The following is a 15,649-nucleotide window of genomic DNA, read 5'->3' on the forward strand; positions in this document are numbered from 1 at the left end:
AGCCCGGTCAGCCCATCATCCCGACAGCCGTACGGGTCTGCGGTGTGAGCGCGTCACCGACCCGGTCGACCAGCAGCGCCATCTCGTACCCGACCTGACCGACGTCGCAGCTGCGCGCGGCCAGGACGGCGAACGACGACCCGTCCGAGATGGACATCAGGAACAGGAAACCGTTGTCCATCTCGACGACGGTCTGCAACACCGCGCCGCCCTCGAAGCAGCGGGCCGCACCCTGGGTCAGGCTGACCAGGCCGGACGCGATCGCGGCCAGCTGGTCGGCCCGGTCCCGGGGCAGGTCGCGCGACGAAGCGAGGAGCAGGCCGTCGGCGGAGACCGCGACCGCGTGCGCGACACCCGGCACCCGGTCGGCGAAGTTGGCCAGCAGCCAACCCAGATCCTGCGTAGTTGTCATCCTTCTTGCTCCTTCTGCCCGCTCCCGCCCGCCAGGCCGGAGCCAGACGACGAGGATTGCTGCCCGCCCGGAGTCGCGTCCGGGTTGGTGGGGTTGTCCGAGGTGGTCCGGCCGCGTTGCACACCTCGATGGTAGGCCGAGAGCAGACCCCTGACCGCTTCCGGTGTCCGCCGCTGCACCGACGTGGTCGGCTTCTCGATCGCCCCCGGCACGAGCTGCGCCATCGGCGTCCGCTTCGGCAGCCCGGTCTGGGTGGTGCCGGCCACCGGTGCCTCGGTCGCGGCCACCGCCGCCCGCCAGCCCTCGTCGGCAGCGGTCTGCCAGCCGGCCGGCGGCGCGGCGGAACGTCGGTTCGCCGGGCCGTCGCCGCGACCGGGGAACCCGCCGCCGTTCACTGTCGACCCGTTGTCACGCGGCACGCCCCCGGCCGGCGCAGTGTCTGCCATCGGTGCGCTACCTGTCGTTCCTGGTGCGGTGTACTGGGCCGGCTGGCCGGCGGTGTCGACGGCCGCGTGGCTGGCCGTCGTGCCGTTGGCCGCCTGCTTGGCGCCGGCCGCGTCCTCGGGGCCGGGCTTGCGGGTACGGAACCAGGCCGACTCCAGCTCCCGGAAGATCGGCAGTTCCATCGTCTCGTCCGCGTACCGCTGCTGGGGAGCCTGCTGCGGTGCCGACAGCCGGTTGGCCGGCGTGGTCTGGGCGGTCCGCACCGGCGGCGCGGGCTGCCGGGTGACGGGCGCTGCCGGCTCGGCGCGCGGCACCCGGGGCAGCTCGGTGGTCATGTCCAGCGCGGCGGCGAGCCGCTCGGGGACTGGCGGGGTGGCCGTGTCCCGCTCGGGGTTCGCCACCGGCGGCCAGGCCGGCGGGGCGGCGGGGCCCGGCGCGGCCCCGCCCGAGGCGGGCCGGGACGGCAGCGGACCGGTGGGCGGCCCGGAAACCGGCGCGGACGGCCCCGGCAGGCCGGCGTACGGCGACGCCGACACCGGGTAGCCAGGTGCGGGCTGACCCGACACCGGGTAGCCGGAGGTCGGCTGGCCCGAGACCGGCTGGCCCGAGACCGGGTAACCAGAGACCGGCTGGCCCGAGACGGGCTGGCCGGACACCGGCGCGACCGGGTACGCGGGCGGCAGCGGCGGTGCCGACACCGGCGGTACCGGCGGTGAGCTGTACGGCCGGGCCTCGGGGCTGCTCGGCAGCTGGCGCGGGATGACCGGCTGCTGGCCGGTGCTGTCCGGGTCGTCGGTGCTCCGGCGCTGCGGCAGCGGGTCGATCGCCTGTCCGTTGGTGGCACGCGGGGCGAAGCCGTCGCCACCGTTGATCCCGCTGGCCCCGGTGAGGTCGGACCAGGCGGGCATCCCGCGCCCGCCGTTGGCGGGGGCGGCGGAACCGTTGCGCGGTGCCGGGTCGAAGGGCCGCCCGCCGAGGGTGACCTGGTTGCCGGACTCGCCCGGTCGGGGGGCCGGCGGCTGGCCGTTGCCGAGGGCGGGAAGCGCACCGAAGGCCGGCGCGGACCCCGAGCCACCGAAGGCCGGCGCGGCGCCACCGAACGCCGGGGCGGACCCGGAGCCGCCGAAGGCCGGAGCGGCGCCACCGAACTGCGGCCCGGCCGCCGGCAGTCCCGGCGTGCCGGGGGCCCGACCGCTGAGCGCCCGGGGCACCAGCACCGACGTGGGCAGGACGACCTCGGCCACGGTGCCCCGGTCGGTGCCGGGACGCAGCTCGACCTTGACGCCGTGCCGGGACGCCAGCCGGGCCACCACGACCAGGCCCATCATCCGGGAGACGGCCACGTCCACCTGGGGCGGCGTCGCGAGCCGCTCGTTGAGGTCGGTCAGCTGCTCGGCGCTGATGCCGATGCCCCGGTCCTCGACGTAGAGCGACGCGCGGTCGCCGACCCGACGGGCCTCGACCATCACCTGGGAGTCCGGCGGGGAGAACGCGGTCGCGTTGTCGAACAGCTCGGCGACCAGGTGCACCAGGTCGTTGACCGCGTGCGCGGAGACCTCGATGTCCCGGTCGATGACCCCGAACTCGATCCGGGTGTAGTGCTCGACCTCGGACTGGGCGGCGCGCAGCACGTCGATCAGGGCGGCCGGCTCGCGCTGCACACGCGTCGAGTCGGCACCGGCGAGGACCAGCAGGTTCTCGTCGTTGCGGCGCATCCGGGTGGCCAGGTGGTCGAGCTGGAACAGCTCGGCCAGGCGGTCCGGGTCCTCCTCGCCGCGCTCCAGCCGGTCGAGGTGGCCGATCAACCGGTCGACCAGGATCTGCGAGCGACGGGCGAGGTTGACGAACATCGTCGCGACCGAGGAGCGGAGCGCGGCCTGCTCGGCGGCCGTCCGGACGGCCTCCAGGTGGACGGCGTTGAACGCTTCGGTCACCTGGCCGAACTCGTCGCGGCTGCGGACCGGCAGCGGCTCGGCGATCTGGTTGGCCAGCTGGGCCGGCGACTGCTGCCCGGTGAACTGCGGGTCCCGCAGCCGGGCCACCGCCTGCGGCAGGCCGAACTGGGCGATGGACAGGGCGCCCTGACGTAGCTCGCGCAGGGAGCGGGCCATCGACCTGGCGACCAGGTAGGCGAAGAGGATCGCCAGCAGCAGCATGCTCAGCAGCAGGCCGGTCTCCAGGAAGACCTGACGTTGCACGTCGGAGCGCAGCTCGTCGGCCTTGGCCACCACGTCGCTGTCGAGGCGTACCTCGACGGCCCGGTTGAGCTGGGCGTACGCGACCATGGCCGCGTCCCACTGGTCGGTGCTGAAGGTGATGCCGTCGAGCTTGTCGCTGTTGAGCGCGCTGACCTGGCCGGCGTAGATGTCGGCCTGCCGCCGGTCGGAGCCGGAGACGGTCTGGTCCTGGAACTCGCGCTCGGCGCGGCTCGCCACGGCCTGGAAGCTCTGCAGGGCCTGCTGCTCACCGGTGTTGCTGGAGATGTACAGCTCACGCAGGGCCGGGGTGTACGCCTTCTGGAGCAGCACCTGGTGCACCGCGATCCGGCGGACGGAGGCGTACTCCTTGGCGCGGGCCATCGCGGCGGCGGCGCGCATCTGGTCGCTGAGGTCGTTGTCGCCGGCGAGCTGGGTGGCCGAGTCGCGGATGGTGATCAGATTGTTGATCAGGCCGGTGTACCGGCTGACCGCCTCGCTGAGCCGCAGCTTGCCGTTGTAGACCTGGCTGCGGATGCCTGGCATCTCGGTCAGGTCGCTGTCGATCCGGTCGAGCTGCGTCTCCAGGGTGGCCGGCAGGCCCTCGATCTCGGCACGCTGCTGCGAGTACGGCACCTTGGACTGGTCGACCCGCTGGTTGACCCGGTTGTACGCCTCCTGGTATTGGGCTCGGGCCTGCCCCTTGGGCGAGCCGAGCAGCAGTACGGCGTTGGTGCGCTCGTCCTGGAGGGTGTTGACGAGGTCGCCGGAGTAACCCACCAGGTTGGCCAGGTCACCTGCCCGGTTGGCGTTGTTGAGCGTCTGCAGGTGGTCCACCAGCCCGCTGGTGCCCACGACGACCGTGGCGATGGTCGGCACGATCATGATCAGCCCGAGCTTGGACCAGATCGGCATGTCGCGGAGCCGGCCGGCCGGCCGACGCAGACGCGACAGGAAGGAGTTCGCCGTCGTTGGCCGTTTGCTCACGTCACCGCCCTCGCGATTACAGCGTCTCCGCGTTGCCACGGGCAACGCCCAGCGGCCGACCCGGCGGGTCGGACCTCCGAGATTCCATCACGCCTCCCCTGAAAGAGAAAGCCCAGGTTGTCGGTCGCCGGAGGTGTGATGAGATGTTGATGCAATTTGATCGCAATCCGTCTTTCCGGAGTCACCCAAAGTAATGGAATATCGCCACCGCGTCGTCCTCCTCGCCGGCCCCTCCGGGTCCGGAAAGTCGTACATAGCGCAACGAACCGGCCTTCCCGTGCTCTGCCTGGACGACTTCTACAAGAACGGCGATGACCCTACGTTGCCGCGACAGAACGGACTGGTCGACTGGGACGCGCCCGAGTCGTGGGACGCGGGAACGGCGGTGGAGACAATTGTCCGACTGGCCCAGCAGGGCCGGGCCGATGTGCCGGTCTATGCGATCGGTGCGGATCGACGGGTGGCCACCCGGCCATTCGAGGTGACCGGATCGCCACTCTTCATCGCCGAAGGGATTTTCGCCGCCGAGATCGTCGCGGAATGCCGCCGCCGGGGACTGCTCGCCGGGGCGTACGCGCTGCGCCGGCCGCGTGGGGCGACCTTCGTCCGGCGGCTGGCCCGGGACCTGTCCGAGCAGCGCAAGGCGCCGAAGGTGCTGATCCGGCGCGGGCTGGCGCTGCTGCGCGCCGAACCGGCGGTGCTGCGGCGGCAGACCGGCCTCGGTGCCGAGGCGGCCCACGCCCGGGAGTTCCTGCGCCGGGTGGCCGACCTGGTCGCCGGCCACCCGCACCGCTGAGTCAGCCGATCAGCTTCGCGTACGCCGGCTTGATCACCTCGTCGATGATCGCCAACCGCTCGTCGAACGGGATGAAGGCGCTCTTCATCGCGTTGACCGTGAACCACTGGAGTTCCTGCCAGCCGTAGCCGAAGTTCTCCACCAGCAGCGCCATCTCACGCGACATCGAGGTGCCGCTCATCAGCCGGTTGTCGGTGTTCACCGTCACCCGGAACCGCAGCTCGCGCAGCAGCCCGATCGGGTGTTCGGCGATCGACGCCACCGCCCCGGTCTGCACGTTCGACGACGGGCACAGCTCCAGCGGGATGCGCTTGTCCCGCACGTACGCCGCCAGTCGGCCGAGCGTCGGCACCGGGCCCGGGGTGATGTCGTCCACGATCCGCACCCCGTGGCCGAGCCGGTCCGCCCCGCACCACTGGATCGCCTGCCAGATCGACGGCAGCCCGAACGCCTCGCCGGCGTGGATGGTGAAGTGGAAGTTCTCCCGCTGGAGGTACTCGAAGGCGTCCAGGTGCCGGGTGGGCGGGAACCCCGCCTCGGCACCGGCGATGTCGAAGCCGACCATCCCGGCGTCCCGGTGCCGGACGGCCAACTCGGCGATCTCCTGCGACCTGGCGGCGTGCCGCATCGCGGTGAGCAGGGTGCCGACCCGGATCGGGGTGCCCGCTGCGGCGGCCTCGGCGCTGCCCTCGACGAAACCGGCGACGACCGCCTCGACCACCTCGTCCAGGGTGAGGTTCTGCTCCAGGTGCTGCTCGGGGGCGAACCGGACCTCGGCGTAGACCACGCCGTCGGCGGCCAGGTCGAGCGCGCACTCCCGGGCCACCCGACGCAACGCCGGGGCGGTCTGCATGACCGCGACGGTGTGCGCGAACGTCTCCAGGTAACGCTCCAGCGAACCGGAGTGCGCCGCCTCCACGAACCACCGGCCGAGCGCGTCGGGATCGGTACTCGGCAGCTCGTGCCCCACCTCGGCGGCCAGCTCGACGACCGTCGCCGGCCGCAGGCCGCCGTCGAGGTGATCGTGCAGCAGTGCCTTCGGGACCTTGACGATGTCCTCGTATCGGATTGCGACCATCCCCCGACCCTAGTCACGCCCCGCGCCCGCCCGCGATCAGGCTCGCGCGCGGCGCGCGCCGTAGGCTGCTGCGGGTGACCGCGCCGCACCCGTTCGAGCAGCCCGTCGACGCGACGCATCCGCAGATCGTCGCCCGGCTGCGCTGCCCGGTCTGCGCCCAGCCGCTGGCCGCCGCCACCGACACCCGCGCCCTGCGCTGCCCCCGCCGGCACAGCTTCGACCTGGCCCGCCAGGGGTACGTCACACTGCTCGCCGGCCGCGCCCCGCACGTCGGTGACACCGCCGACATGGTCGCCGCCCGGGCCGACTTCCTGGCCGCCGGACACTACGACGTGATCTCGTCAGCCCTGGCCGAGGCGGCGGCATCCGCCCTGGCGACACCGACCGGCCCGGCCGAAGCCAACGGACCGGCCGGCCCGCCGGGACCGGTAGCGGCGAACCCACAGCCAGCACCGACCGGCCCGGCCGAGGCGAACGGACCGGCCGAGGTGGGCGGGCGGGCGGAGCGGGCGGGCTTCGGGGCGTACCCGCTGGTGGTGGAGGCCGGGGCGGGGACCGGCCGGCACCTCGCGGCGGTGCTTTCGGCGTGGCCCGACACCGTCGGCCTGGCCCTGGACGTCGCCAAACCGGCGCTGCGCCGCGCGGCCCGCGCCCACCCGCGCGCCGCCGCCGCGCTCGCCGACACCTGGCAGCGGTTGCCGCTGGCCGACCGGTCGGTCGCCGTGCTGCTCGACGTCTTCGCCCCGCGCAACGGCGACGAGTTCCACCGGGTGCTGCACCCGGCCGGGGTGCTGCTGGTGGTCACCCCCACCGACGCCCACCTCGCCGAACTGGTCGACGTGCTCGGGTTGCTGCGGGTCGACCCGGCCAAGGCCGACCGGGTCGCCGACAGCCTCGCCGGGCGGTTCACCCCGGCGCACACCGCCGTGCACACCGCCCGGCTCAGCCTCGACCGGGCCGAGGTCGGCACCCTGGTCGGGATGGGGCCGAGTGCCTGGCACACCGACCCGGCGCGGCTCGCCGCGGCGATCGACGCGCTGCCCACCCCGGTCGCCGTGACCGCGTCGGTACGCCTGACCACCTGGCGTCCCCGCTGACCCACGGGGGCCTCACGGTCCACCGGCTCAGGTGGAGAGGTCGACCTCTTCCCAGCCGGGCGGCTCGTCGTGGTAGGGGCCGCGCAGCACCACCGCCCACTCCAACGCCCACCGGCGCTGGCCGATCGCGTTCGCGTCCACCAGGCCGGGCAGTCGGTGCCCCGACTTCTCCACCTCCAGGTACGCCCAGTCGAGGCAGTAGTGCAGGTCGAGCAGGGCGGCGGCGTCCGCCGGGTGTTGCGGGGCGGCCAGGATGCGGGCCTGCCACTGGCCGAAGGTCTCCCCACCGGCCAGGTACGGCATCCGCTCCACCAGCCGTTCGTCCACCGGGACGGTCGGGTCGAGCTGCTTGCTCAGGCCCAGCACCCAGGACAGTGAGAACAGCGCGTCGTGGTGCAGGACGAACGAGCGGTGGTCACCCTTGCCGCCCACCACGAACTGCCACTCGGGCGGGGTGACCATGTCGACCAGGTGGGATTCGAGCAGCCAGCTCATCGCCGTCTGCGCGGGCATCCCGAAGCACCGGGCCAGGATCAGGTGCAGCACCGCGATGCGCGCCTCGATCTCCCCGGTGGGTCGCAGTTCGATCTCGTCGCCCGGCTCCCAGACCAGGGGAAACTGGGCCGGCGGCAGGGGCAGGCGCAGCCGGGACAACTCGTCGAGGCTCGCCTCGCGGACCTCGCGGGGATCGGGCGCGGCTACCAGCACGATCGGATTCCCTGTCTGCTCACGCGGCGTCACCGCCGTTCGGTCCCCCTGACCAGGGAGGATAGCGTTCCGTCGCGACCGGCACCATGCCGGCCGCCCGCCGTCGGGCGGTGCCGCAGGCGGTCAGCCGATCCGCTCGATGACCAGCGGCGGCGTCGCCGGCGCGGTGGCCGACACCCGGACCGCCAGGGCCGCCTCGGCGCGTGCCGCCGGCAGCCGGGTGGTGTCGTCGGCGCGCAGTTCGTACAGCGGTTCGCCGACCCGGACCGGGTCGCCGGGCCGCTTGTGCAGCACCACCCCGGCGGCGGCGCTGACCGGGTCCTCCTTGCGGGCCCGCCCCGCGCCGAGCCGCCACGCGGCCACCCCGATCGCGTACGCGTCGACGGACTCGACGAAGCCGTCGGTGTCGGCGCGGACCACCTCCACCTCGTTGGCGGTGGGCAGCTTGGCGTCCGGGTCGCCGCCCTGGGCGCGGATCATGGTGCGCCACGCGTCCATCGCCCGCCCGTCGCGCAGCGCGGCGGCCGGGTCGGCGTCGGGCAGGCCGGCCGCGTCGAGCATCTCCCGGGCCAGGGCCAGGGTCAGCTCCACCACGTCGGCCGGGCCACCGCCGGCGAGCACCTGCACCGACTCGGCCACCTCGACGGCGTTGCCGACGGTCAGGCCGAGCGGGGTGGACATGTCGGTGAGCAGGGCGACCGTGCGTACCCCGTGGGCGTCGCCGAGCGCCACCATGGTCCGGGCCAGCTCGCGGGCGTCGGCCACGTTCTTCATGAACGCGCCGGAGCCGACCTTGACGTCGAGGACCAGCGCCCCGGTGCCCTCGGCGATCTTCTTGCTCATGATCGACGAGGCGATCAGCGGGATCGCCTCGACGGTGCCGGTGACGTCGCGCAACGCGTACAGCTTGCGGTCGGCCGGGGCGAGCGCGGCGCCGGCCGCGCAGATCACCGCACCCACGTCGCGGAGCTGGGCGATGAACTCGTCGTTGCTCAGCGCCGCCCGCCAGCCGGGGATCGACTCCAGCTTGTCGAGGGTGCCGCCGGTGTGCCCGAGCCCCCGGCCGGAGAGCTGCGGGACCGCGCCGCCGCAGGCCGCGACCAGTGGCGTGAGCGGCAGGGTGATCTTGTCACCGACGCCGCCGGTGGAGTGCTTGTCGACCGTCGGCCGGTCCACCGCCGACAGGTCCAGCCGTTCCCCGCTGGCGATCATCGCGGCGGTCCACCTGGCGATCTCCGGAACCGACATGCCGCGCAGCAGGATCGCCATGGCCAGCGCCGACATCTGCTCGTCGGCCACCAGCCCTCGGGTGTACGCGTCGACCACCCAGTCGATCTGGCCGTCGCTGAGCACACCCCCGTCCCGCTTGGCCCGGATGACGTCGACCGCGGTAAAAGCACTCACCGTTGAGTTCCCTCTGAAGTCGTTGCAGTGACCGGCACGAGGGCCGGACGGGTCAGGAGGCGGCCCAGCGGGCCGGGATCTCCAGCGGCGGTTCGCCCTCGCCGGCCCAGAAGATGGTGCCCTCCGCGTCCACCACCACGACCCGCGGCGTCCGGGCCAGCCCCCAGGTGATCGCCTCCGCCGGGTCGCCCCAGCTCGGGCCCTCCTCCAGCACCCCGGGCCCGGCCTCGTCGCTGTCGCCCGCCGACCGTTCCCAGTACGCCGTCCAGATCTGCTGCCCGGCGGAGAGGTCCGGGTGCACGAAGACGGTGCCCCGCCCCCGCCAGGCGGCCAACCGGTCCGGCACCACCGGCACCGGGCTCTCGCCCACGACCGCCTCGATGTCGGCCACGTCGAAGGCGTGCGGCAGCAGCTCCGCCATCCGCAGCGGACCGGTCCTCGACTCGACCAGGCACTCCGGGCCGCCGTTCTCCCAGAGCAGTTGCCGGCACCTGCCGCACGGCATCAACGGCTCCCCGGTGGCGTCGACGCAGGACATCGCGACCAGCCGGCCACCACCGGTGGCGTGCAGCGCCGAGACCACACCGCACTCGGCGCACAGGGTCACCCCGTAGCCGGCGTTCTCCACGTTGCAGCCGACCACCACCCGGCCGTCGTCGACCAGCGCCGCCGCGCCGACCGGGAACTGCGAGTACGGCACGTAGGCGTGCCGCATGACCTCGGTCGCGGCGGCCCGCAGGCGCTCCCAGTCGATCTCGCTCATCCTTCCATTCTGCCCAGGTCACCCCGCCCGGGTGCGGGAAGGGTGCCGGTCAGCCGGCCGCCGGCTGTGGACCGTACCCGGACGGCGTCGCCGAACGGCGCGGGCCCGGCGGGGGAGCTCCCCCGCCGGGCCCGCGCCGGGTCGTCGTTCAGCCCTTGACGTACGGCTTGCCGTCGGCGGCGGGCGCCCGGACCCGACCGACCAGCCCGGCCACCGCCAGGATGGTCGCCAGGTAGGGCAGCATCGCCAGGAACTGGTTGGGGATGCTGCTGCCGATCGCCCCGAGGTAGGTGGCGAGCTGGTCGGCGAAGCCGAAGAACAGCGCGGCGAGCAGCGCGCCGGTCGGGCTCCACCGGCCGAAGATCAACGCGGCCAGCGCGATGAAGCCCTTACCGCCGATCATGTTCTTGGTGAAGCTGTAGAGCGCCAGCGTGTACGACGCACCGCCGATGCCGGCCACCACGCCGGCCAGCAGCACGTTGCGGTACCGCAGGCTCAGCACCTTGACCCCGAGGGTGTCGGCGGCGGTCGGGTGCTCACCCACCGACCGGGTCCGCAGACCCCACCGGGTACGGAACAGCGCGAGGTGGATAACCAGCACCAGCAGCAGACCGAGATAGAGGAAGATGTTGCCCCGGAACAGCGCCGGACCGAACAACGGGATGTCCTTCAGCAGCGGGATCTCCCAGTTGCCGAAGCGCGGCGCGCTGTTGTACCTGTCCGCGTCGGTCTGCATCAGCCGCTCGTAGAGGAAGCCGGTGACGCCGACCGCCAGCAGGTTGAGCACCACCCCCATCACGACCTGGTCGACCAGGTAGCGGATGGCGAAGACGGCGAGCAGCAGCGAGATGAACGCGCCACCCACCGCCGCCGCCACCAGGCCGACCCAGACGTTGCCGCTGAGGCTGCCGAACAGCGCGCCGCTGAACGCGCCCATCAGCAACTGCCCCTCGATGGCGACGTTGACCACGCCGGACCGCTCGCAGAGCACCCCGGCCAGCGCACCGAAGATCAGCGGCAGGGCCAGGACGAACGTGCCCCGGACGATGTTGACCATCGGCATGAAGTTGCGGCCCTCGGGGGCGGCGGAGACCTGCCAGCACAGGAAGCTCAGCACGAAGCCGACCAGCCCCACCCCGAGGACCAGGGTGAACCAGCGCTTCGGGACCCCGGCCAGCAGCGCGCCGCCGGCTGCGGCGGCGACGACCCCGAACAGGATCGCGCCGAAGGTGCCCTGGATCTCCAGCGCCGCGCCGCCCTCGGTCTCGCTGAGGGTGAACCGGGCCTGTTGGCCGGTGGCCAACGCCCCGAACAGCACGGTGGCGAGCACGCCCAGCGCCAGCAGGACCAGGCCGACCTTACGGGGGCGGGTCCAGAAACCCTCGTCGACCGCGGCCACGGCGACGTCGGGAACAGCGGTGGTGGACATGCCTCACCAGCCCTTCGCGAGGCTCGTCTGCAACCGGGCGGCACGGGCGGCCCGGAGCTGGAAGATCGCCTTCACCAGGGCCGGCGCGGCGATGAAGATGACGATCAGCGCCTGGAGCACGGTGACCAGCTCCAGCGAGATGCCGGAGTACGACTGCATCCGGTTGCCGCCGGCCTGGAGCGCGCCGAACAGCAGCGCGGCCAGCAGCACGCCCCACGGCTTCACCCGGCCGAGCAGCGCCACCAGGATGCCGTCGAAGCCGATCTGCGCGATCACCAGCGGGGTCAGCGCGTTCGCGGTGGAACCCAACACCATCTGGCTGCCGCCGAGGCCGGCGAGCATCCCGGCGATCACCATCACCAGCACGTACGTCTTGGTGACGCTGATGCCGGCGGTCCGCGCCGCGTCCGGGCTGGCCCCGACGGCCCGCAGCTCGAAGCCGAGCGTCGACCGGTTGAGCAGCCAGGCGATGGCCCAGGTGGCGAGCACCGCGAGCAGGATGCCGGCGTGCACCCGCAGGTTGTCGCCGAGCAGCCGGGGCAACGCGGCCGAGGAGTCGACCGGACGGCTGATCGCGTCCGCCCGGTCCGGGTTCTGCACCCCGTTCTGCACGATGATCCACGACAGGAAGTAGACGGCGACGTAGTTGAGCATGATCGTGTTGATCACCTCGTGGGCGCCGGTCCGGGCCTTGAGGATGCCGGGGACGAAACCCCAGACCGCACCGCCGACCGCACCGGCGATCAACGCGACGACCAGGTGCACCACCGGCGGCAGCGGCAACGCGAAGCCGGCCACCGCGGCCAGGACCACGCCGATCGTCGCCTGCCCCTGGGCACCGATGTTGAACAGGCCGCCCCGGAAGGCGAGCGCCACCGACAGGCCGGTGAACACCAACGGCGCGGTGTAGGTGAGGGTCTCCGAGATCGGGCTCAACGCGGCGGTGAAACCGGACGCCTCCGGGTCGAAGACCGCCCCCTTGAACAGGTTGGCGTACGCCTCGCTGACCACCGTCCAGCTGGCGTCGAGGGCGTCGGTCGGGCGGGCGGTGATGTAGCCGTAGGTGGCCAGCACGTCCGGGTCCGACACGATGATCAGGACCGCGCCGACCAGCATCGCCAGCACCAGGGCCAGCACGGTCACGGTCACCGTGTTGGCGGCCCACAGGTTGTCCAGGAACAGCCGGCCCAGCGTGGGTCGGGGCCCCGGCGCGGGCTGCTTGGGCGAGGTCGTCTCGACGATCCGGTCGGCCCTGCCGGTCAGAGCCAGCTCCGCCTCGGTCGCCGGTTCCTTGTCCGGGGAACCGGACACCGGGTTGGGGTTGCTCATGCCTCGTCCTCGTTACCAGGGCTCTCGGGGGCCGGTGCCACGCCGCCGGCCGTACCGCCCGGGGTGACCGCGCCGTCGGTCGGGGCCGTCGCGGGGGCGTCGGGGGTGATGCCGGCCATCAGCAGGCCGATCTCCTCGCGCGGGGTGTCCGGGCCGACGATGCCGATGATCCGTCCCCGGTACATCACCGCGATCCGGTCGGCGAGGCCGATCACCTCGTCCAACTCGCTGGAGACGACCATGACGGCGGTGCCGACGTCGCGCTCGCGGATGACCCGGCTGTGGATGAACTCGATCGAGCCGACGTCCACGCCCCGGGTGGGCTGGGCGGCGATGAGGAGCTTCAGCGGCCGGGACAGCTCCCGGGCCACGATCACCTTCTGCTGGTTACCGCCGGACAGGGTGCCGACCGCCGCGTCCGCCGACGGGGTACGCACGTCGAACTGCTCGATCCGCTCCTTCGCCGAGGCGGCGATCGCGTCCGGCCGCAGCGCCAGGCCCCTGCCGAACGGCGGCCGGTCGTAGATGTCGAGGACCAGGTTCTCGGCGACGCTGAACTCCTTGACCAGGCCGTCGACGCTGCGGTCCTCGGGTACGTAGCCGACCCCGGCGCGGAGCACCTTCTTGGTGGACCAGCCGTGGATCGACTCGCCGTCGAGGGTCACCGTGCCGGCGAGCGTCGGGCGCAGCCCCATGATCGCCTCGATCAGCTCGGTCTGCCCGTTGCCCTGCACGCCGGCCACGCCGAGCACCTCACCGGCGCGTACGGTCAGGTCGACGCCGTCCACCGCGCGGATCTGCCGGTCGTCGTCGACGACCAGGCCGGCGACCTCCAGGATCGGCCGGCCCGGGGTGGCGGGCTGCTTGTCGACGGTGAGCCGGACGTTGCGGCCGACCATCAGCGCGGCCAACTCGTCCCGGCTCGCCTCGGGGGAGGCGGTGCCGACGGTCCGGCCGCGCCGGATCACGGTGATCCGGTCGGCGATGGCCTTGACCTCGCCGAGCTTGTGGGTGATGAAGACGATCGACTTGCCGGCCGCCTTGAGCGACCGCATGACCGTGAGCAGTTCCTCGGTCTCCTGCGGGGTGAGCACGGCGGTCGGCTCGTCGAGGATCAGCAGGTCGACGTCGCGGGTGAGCGCCTTGACGATCTCGACCCGCTGCTGGATGCCGACCGGCAGGTCCTCGATCACCGCGTCCGGGTCGACCCGCAGGTTGTACCGCGCGGAGACCTCGGCCACCTCGCGGCGGGCCCGCCGCCGGTCGAGGAAGCCGACGATGCCGCCCCGGACCTGCTCCGCGCCGAGCATGATGTTCTCGGCGACGGTGAAGACCGGCACCAGCATGAAGTGCTGGTGCACCATGCCGATCCCGGCCCGGATCGCGTCCGAGGGGCCCTTGAGCTTCAGCGGCTTTCCGTCGACCAGGATCTCGCCCCCGTCGGGCTGGTAGAGCCCGTAGAGCACGTTCATCAGGGTCGACTTGCCCGCACCGTTCTCGCCGAGCAGGGCGTGGATCTCTCCAGGCTCCACCGTCAGGTCGATGTGATCGTTGGCGACCAGATCACCGAACCGCTTGGTGATGCCGCGCAGTTCGAGTCTCAGCGCAACCTCCTGGAGTGCGAGCGATGGTGCAGCCTAGCTGCCGGTCGACCGGTCACCGGGGTGCCGGCCGACCGGTGCGCGGACCGGCCGCCCCGACGCCCGTGGGTTGCCCACGTACGCCCGGACGGCCGGTCGTCATGCCTGGTGCCCGCCGGCCTCCGCTGCCGATGATCCCATCGCGGCGGCCGGCGCGGCGGTCACTTGGTCGGCTGGGCCTTCGAGGTGACCGTGATGGTGCCGGCGGCGATGTCCGCCTTGATCTTCTCGACCTCGGCCTTGAGGTCCGCCGGGACCTTGCTGTCGAAGTCGTGGTACGGGGCGATCGACACGCCGTTGTTGGCGAGGTTGCCGACGAAGCCCGGGGTGGCGGCGAGCTTCTCGCCACCGGCGGCCTTGAGCACGGCGTCCTTGACGGCGTCCGGGATGTTCTTGACCACGGTGGTCAGCAGCGCCGCGCAGTCCGGGGTGCTCTCGCAGCCGTCGACGTCGACCCAGACGACCGAGTACTTGCCGCCCGACGCCTTCGCTGCGGCGGTGGTGCCGAGGCCCGCGCCACCGGCGACCGGCATGACGATGTCCGCGCCCTGGGCGACCAGCGCGTCGGAGACCTTCTTGCCCTCGTCCTGCTTGGCGAAGTCGTTGGTGAAGGAACCCTTCTGGGTCGCCTTGTCCCAGCCCAGCACCTGGACGTTCTTGCTCTTGGTCTTGTTGTAGTGCGCCACGCCGTCGGCGAAACCGTCCATGAAGATGGTCACCGGCGGGATCGGCAGACCGCCGTAGGTGCCGACCTTGCCGCTCTTGCTCATCCCGGCGGCCAGGTAGCCGGCCTGGAAGGCGGCCTGGGCGGTGTCGAACTGCATCGGGTAGATGTTCGCCGTGCCCGGGTTCGCGTCGACGATGCCGAACTGCTGGTTCGGGTTGGCCTCGGCGATCTTCTTGGTGGCGTCCGACATCAGGCCACCGACGGCCAGGATGAAGTCGCACTTCTGGTTGACGTACCCGGTCAGGTTGACCTCGTAGTCCGCCTCGGCCTTCGACGCGACGTACTTGATGTCGATGTTGTCGTTGGCCTTCTTGGCCTCCTCCAGGCCCTTCCAGGCGGAGGTGTTGAACGACTTGTCGTCGATGCCGCCGACGTCGGTCACCATGCAGGCGCTGTACTTCTTGTCGCCGCTGCCACCGGCGTTGTTGTCGTCGTCCGGGGCCTCACCACACGCGGCAGCACCCAGCACGAGCCCACCCGCCGCGATGGCAGAGGCGATCCGCATCCCACGCACAGAGCGCAAGACGTCTCCTTCCATTGCTCACCGCCTCGTGCGGTGGCAGCCCTTGAACCGACCAGCGTTGTGCTGCCGGCATCCCACGTTACGGACGGGAGCGTAGCCCCACGTCCACCCACCGGC

The 15,649-nt window shown here is 72.3% G+C and carries 12 protein-coding genes; 2 read left to right on the top strand and 10 right to left on the bottom strand.

Going from position 1 to position 15,649, the window contains the following annotated elements; all coding sequences use genetic code 11:
- Window positions 1-7: 7 nt before the first annotated feature.
- Window positions 8-412 (bottom strand): roadblock/LC7 domain-containing protein, encoded by a 405-nt coding sequence (locus ACN267_RS20250; RefSeq protein ID WP_204956386.1) that lies wholly within the window; start codon window positions 410-412, stop codon window positions 8-10.
- The gene (locus tag ACN267_RS20255; RefSeq protein WP_204956385.1) at window positions 409-4,038 is read right to left on the bottom strand and encodes a nitrate- and nitrite sensing domain-containing protein; all 3,630 of its coding nucleotides are present in this window, start codon (window positions 4,036-4,038) and stop codon (window positions 409-411) included. The genes ACN267_RS20250 and ACN267_RS20255 overlap by 4 nt, the downstream gene beginning before the upstream one ends.
- 277 nt (window positions 4,039-4,315) lie before the next feature.
- Between ACN267_RS20255 and ACN267_RS20260 the strand changes: the two genes are divergently transcribed.
- Complete coding sequence (locus ACN267_RS20260) at window positions 4,316-4,834, top strand: ATP-binding protein (RefSeq protein WP_307820919.1); 519 nt, start codon at window positions 4,316-4,318, stop codon at window positions 4,832-4,834.
- Between the two features lies 1 nt (window position 4,835).
- Here the strand turns inward: ACN267_RS20260 and ACN267_RS20265 are convergent, their stop codons facing one another.
- Window positions 4,836-5,912 carry an adenosine deaminase gene (locus ACN267_RS20265; RefSeq protein ID WP_421489368.1) on the bottom strand — a complete coding sequence of 359 codons (1,077 nt, stop codon included), beginning with the start codon at window positions 5,910-5,912 and terminating at the stop codon, window positions 4,836-4,838.
- Between the two features lie 125 nt (window positions 5,913-6,037).
- On the opposite strand from ACN267_RS20265, the gene ACN267_RS20270 reads away from it, so the two are divergent.
- Entirely contained in the window at window positions 6,038-7,009 is a 972-nt protein-coding gene (locus ACN267_RS20270; protein WP_421490458.1) for a putative RNA methyltransferase, read from the top strand.
- 27 nt (window positions 7,010-7,036) lie between these two features.
- Here the strand turns inward: ACN267_RS20270 and ACN267_RS20275 are convergent, their stop codons facing one another.
- From ACN267_RS20275 to ACN267_RS20305, 7 genes are all read right to left on the bottom strand, one after another.
- On the bottom strand, window positions 7,037-7,717 hold the full coding sequence (locus tag ACN267_RS20275) for a DUF4272 domain-containing protein (RefSeq protein WP_204956381.1): 681 nt from the start codon (window positions 7,715-7,717) through the stop codon (window positions 7,037-7,039).
- A 123-nt stretch (window positions 7,718-7,840) separates the two neighbouring features.
- Window positions 7,841-9,121: a thymidine phosphorylase gene (locus tag ACN267_RS20280; protein WP_204956380.1), complete on the bottom strand. Its 1,281-nt coding sequence runs from the start codon at window positions 9,119-9,121 to the stop codon at window positions 7,841-7,843.
- Window positions 9,122-9,173: 52 nt separating this feature from the next.
- Complete coding sequence (locus ACN267_RS20285; protein WP_204956379.1) at window positions 9,174-9,884, bottom strand: cytidine deaminase; 711 nt, start codon at window positions 9,882-9,884, stop codon at window positions 9,174-9,176.
- Window positions 9,885-10,032: 148 nt separating this feature from the next.
- Entirely contained in the window at window positions 10,033-11,313 is a 1,281-nt protein-coding gene (locus ACN267_RS20290) for an ABC transporter permease (RefSeq protein ID WP_204956378.1), read from the bottom strand.
- A 3-nt stretch (window positions 11,314-11,316) separates the two neighbouring features.
- On the bottom strand, window positions 11,317-12,642 hold the full coding sequence (locus tag ACN267_RS20295; protein ID WP_281900624.1) for an ABC transporter permease: 1,326 nt from the start codon (window positions 12,640-12,642) through the stop codon (window positions 11,317-11,319).
- Window positions 12,639-14,246, bottom strand: coding sequence for an ABC transporter ATP-binding protein (locus tag ACN267_RS20300; RefSeq protein WP_204957246.1), 1,608 nt, complete (start codon window positions 14,244-14,246; stop codon window positions 12,639-12,641). The genes ACN267_RS20295 and ACN267_RS20300 overlap by 4 nt, the downstream gene beginning before the upstream one ends.
- 197 nt (window positions 14,247-14,443) lie before the next feature.
- A complete protein-coding gene (locus ACN267_RS20305) occupies window positions 14,444-15,514 on the bottom strand; it encodes a BMP family lipoprotein (RefSeq protein ID WP_204957245.1) in 1,071 nt (356 codons plus the stop codon).
- Window positions 15,515-15,649: the final 135 nt, after the last annotated feature.

Origin of the sequence: Micromonospora sp. WMMD734, from assembly GCF_049178975.1 — a bacterium.
In the GTDB taxonomy this organism is placed as follows: Bacteria; Actinomycetota; Actinomycetes; order Mycobacteriales; family Micromonosporaceae; genus Micromonospora; species Micromonospora wenchangensis.

Excerpts from the sequence above, each read along its gene's own strand:
- ACN267_RS20250 (WP_204956386.1), bottom strand. The coding sequence starts at position 412 with ATGACAACTACGCAGGATCTGGGTTGGCTGCTGGCCAACTTCGCCGAC.
- ACN267_RS20265 (WP_421489368.1), bottom strand. The coding sequence starts at position 5,912 with ATGGTCGCAATCCGATACGAGGACATCGTCAAGGTCCCGAAGGCACTG.
- ACN267_RS20285 (WP_204956379.1), bottom strand. The coding sequence starts at position 9,884 with ATGAGCGAGATCGACTGGGAGCGCCTGCGGGCCGCCGCGACCGAGGTC.
- ACN267_RS20290 (WP_204956378.1), bottom strand. The coding sequence starts at position 11,313 with ATGTCCACCACCGCTGTTCCCGACGTCGCCGTGGCCGCGGTCGACGAG.
- ACN267_RS20295 (WP_281900624.1), bottom strand. The coding sequence starts at position 12,642 with ATGAGCAACCCCAACCCGGTGTCCGGTTCCCCGGACAAGGAACCGGCG.
- ACN267_RS20305 (WP_204957245.1), bottom strand. The coding sequence starts at position 15,514 with ATGCGGATCGCCTCTGCCATCGCGGCGGGTGGGCTCGTGCTGGGTGCT.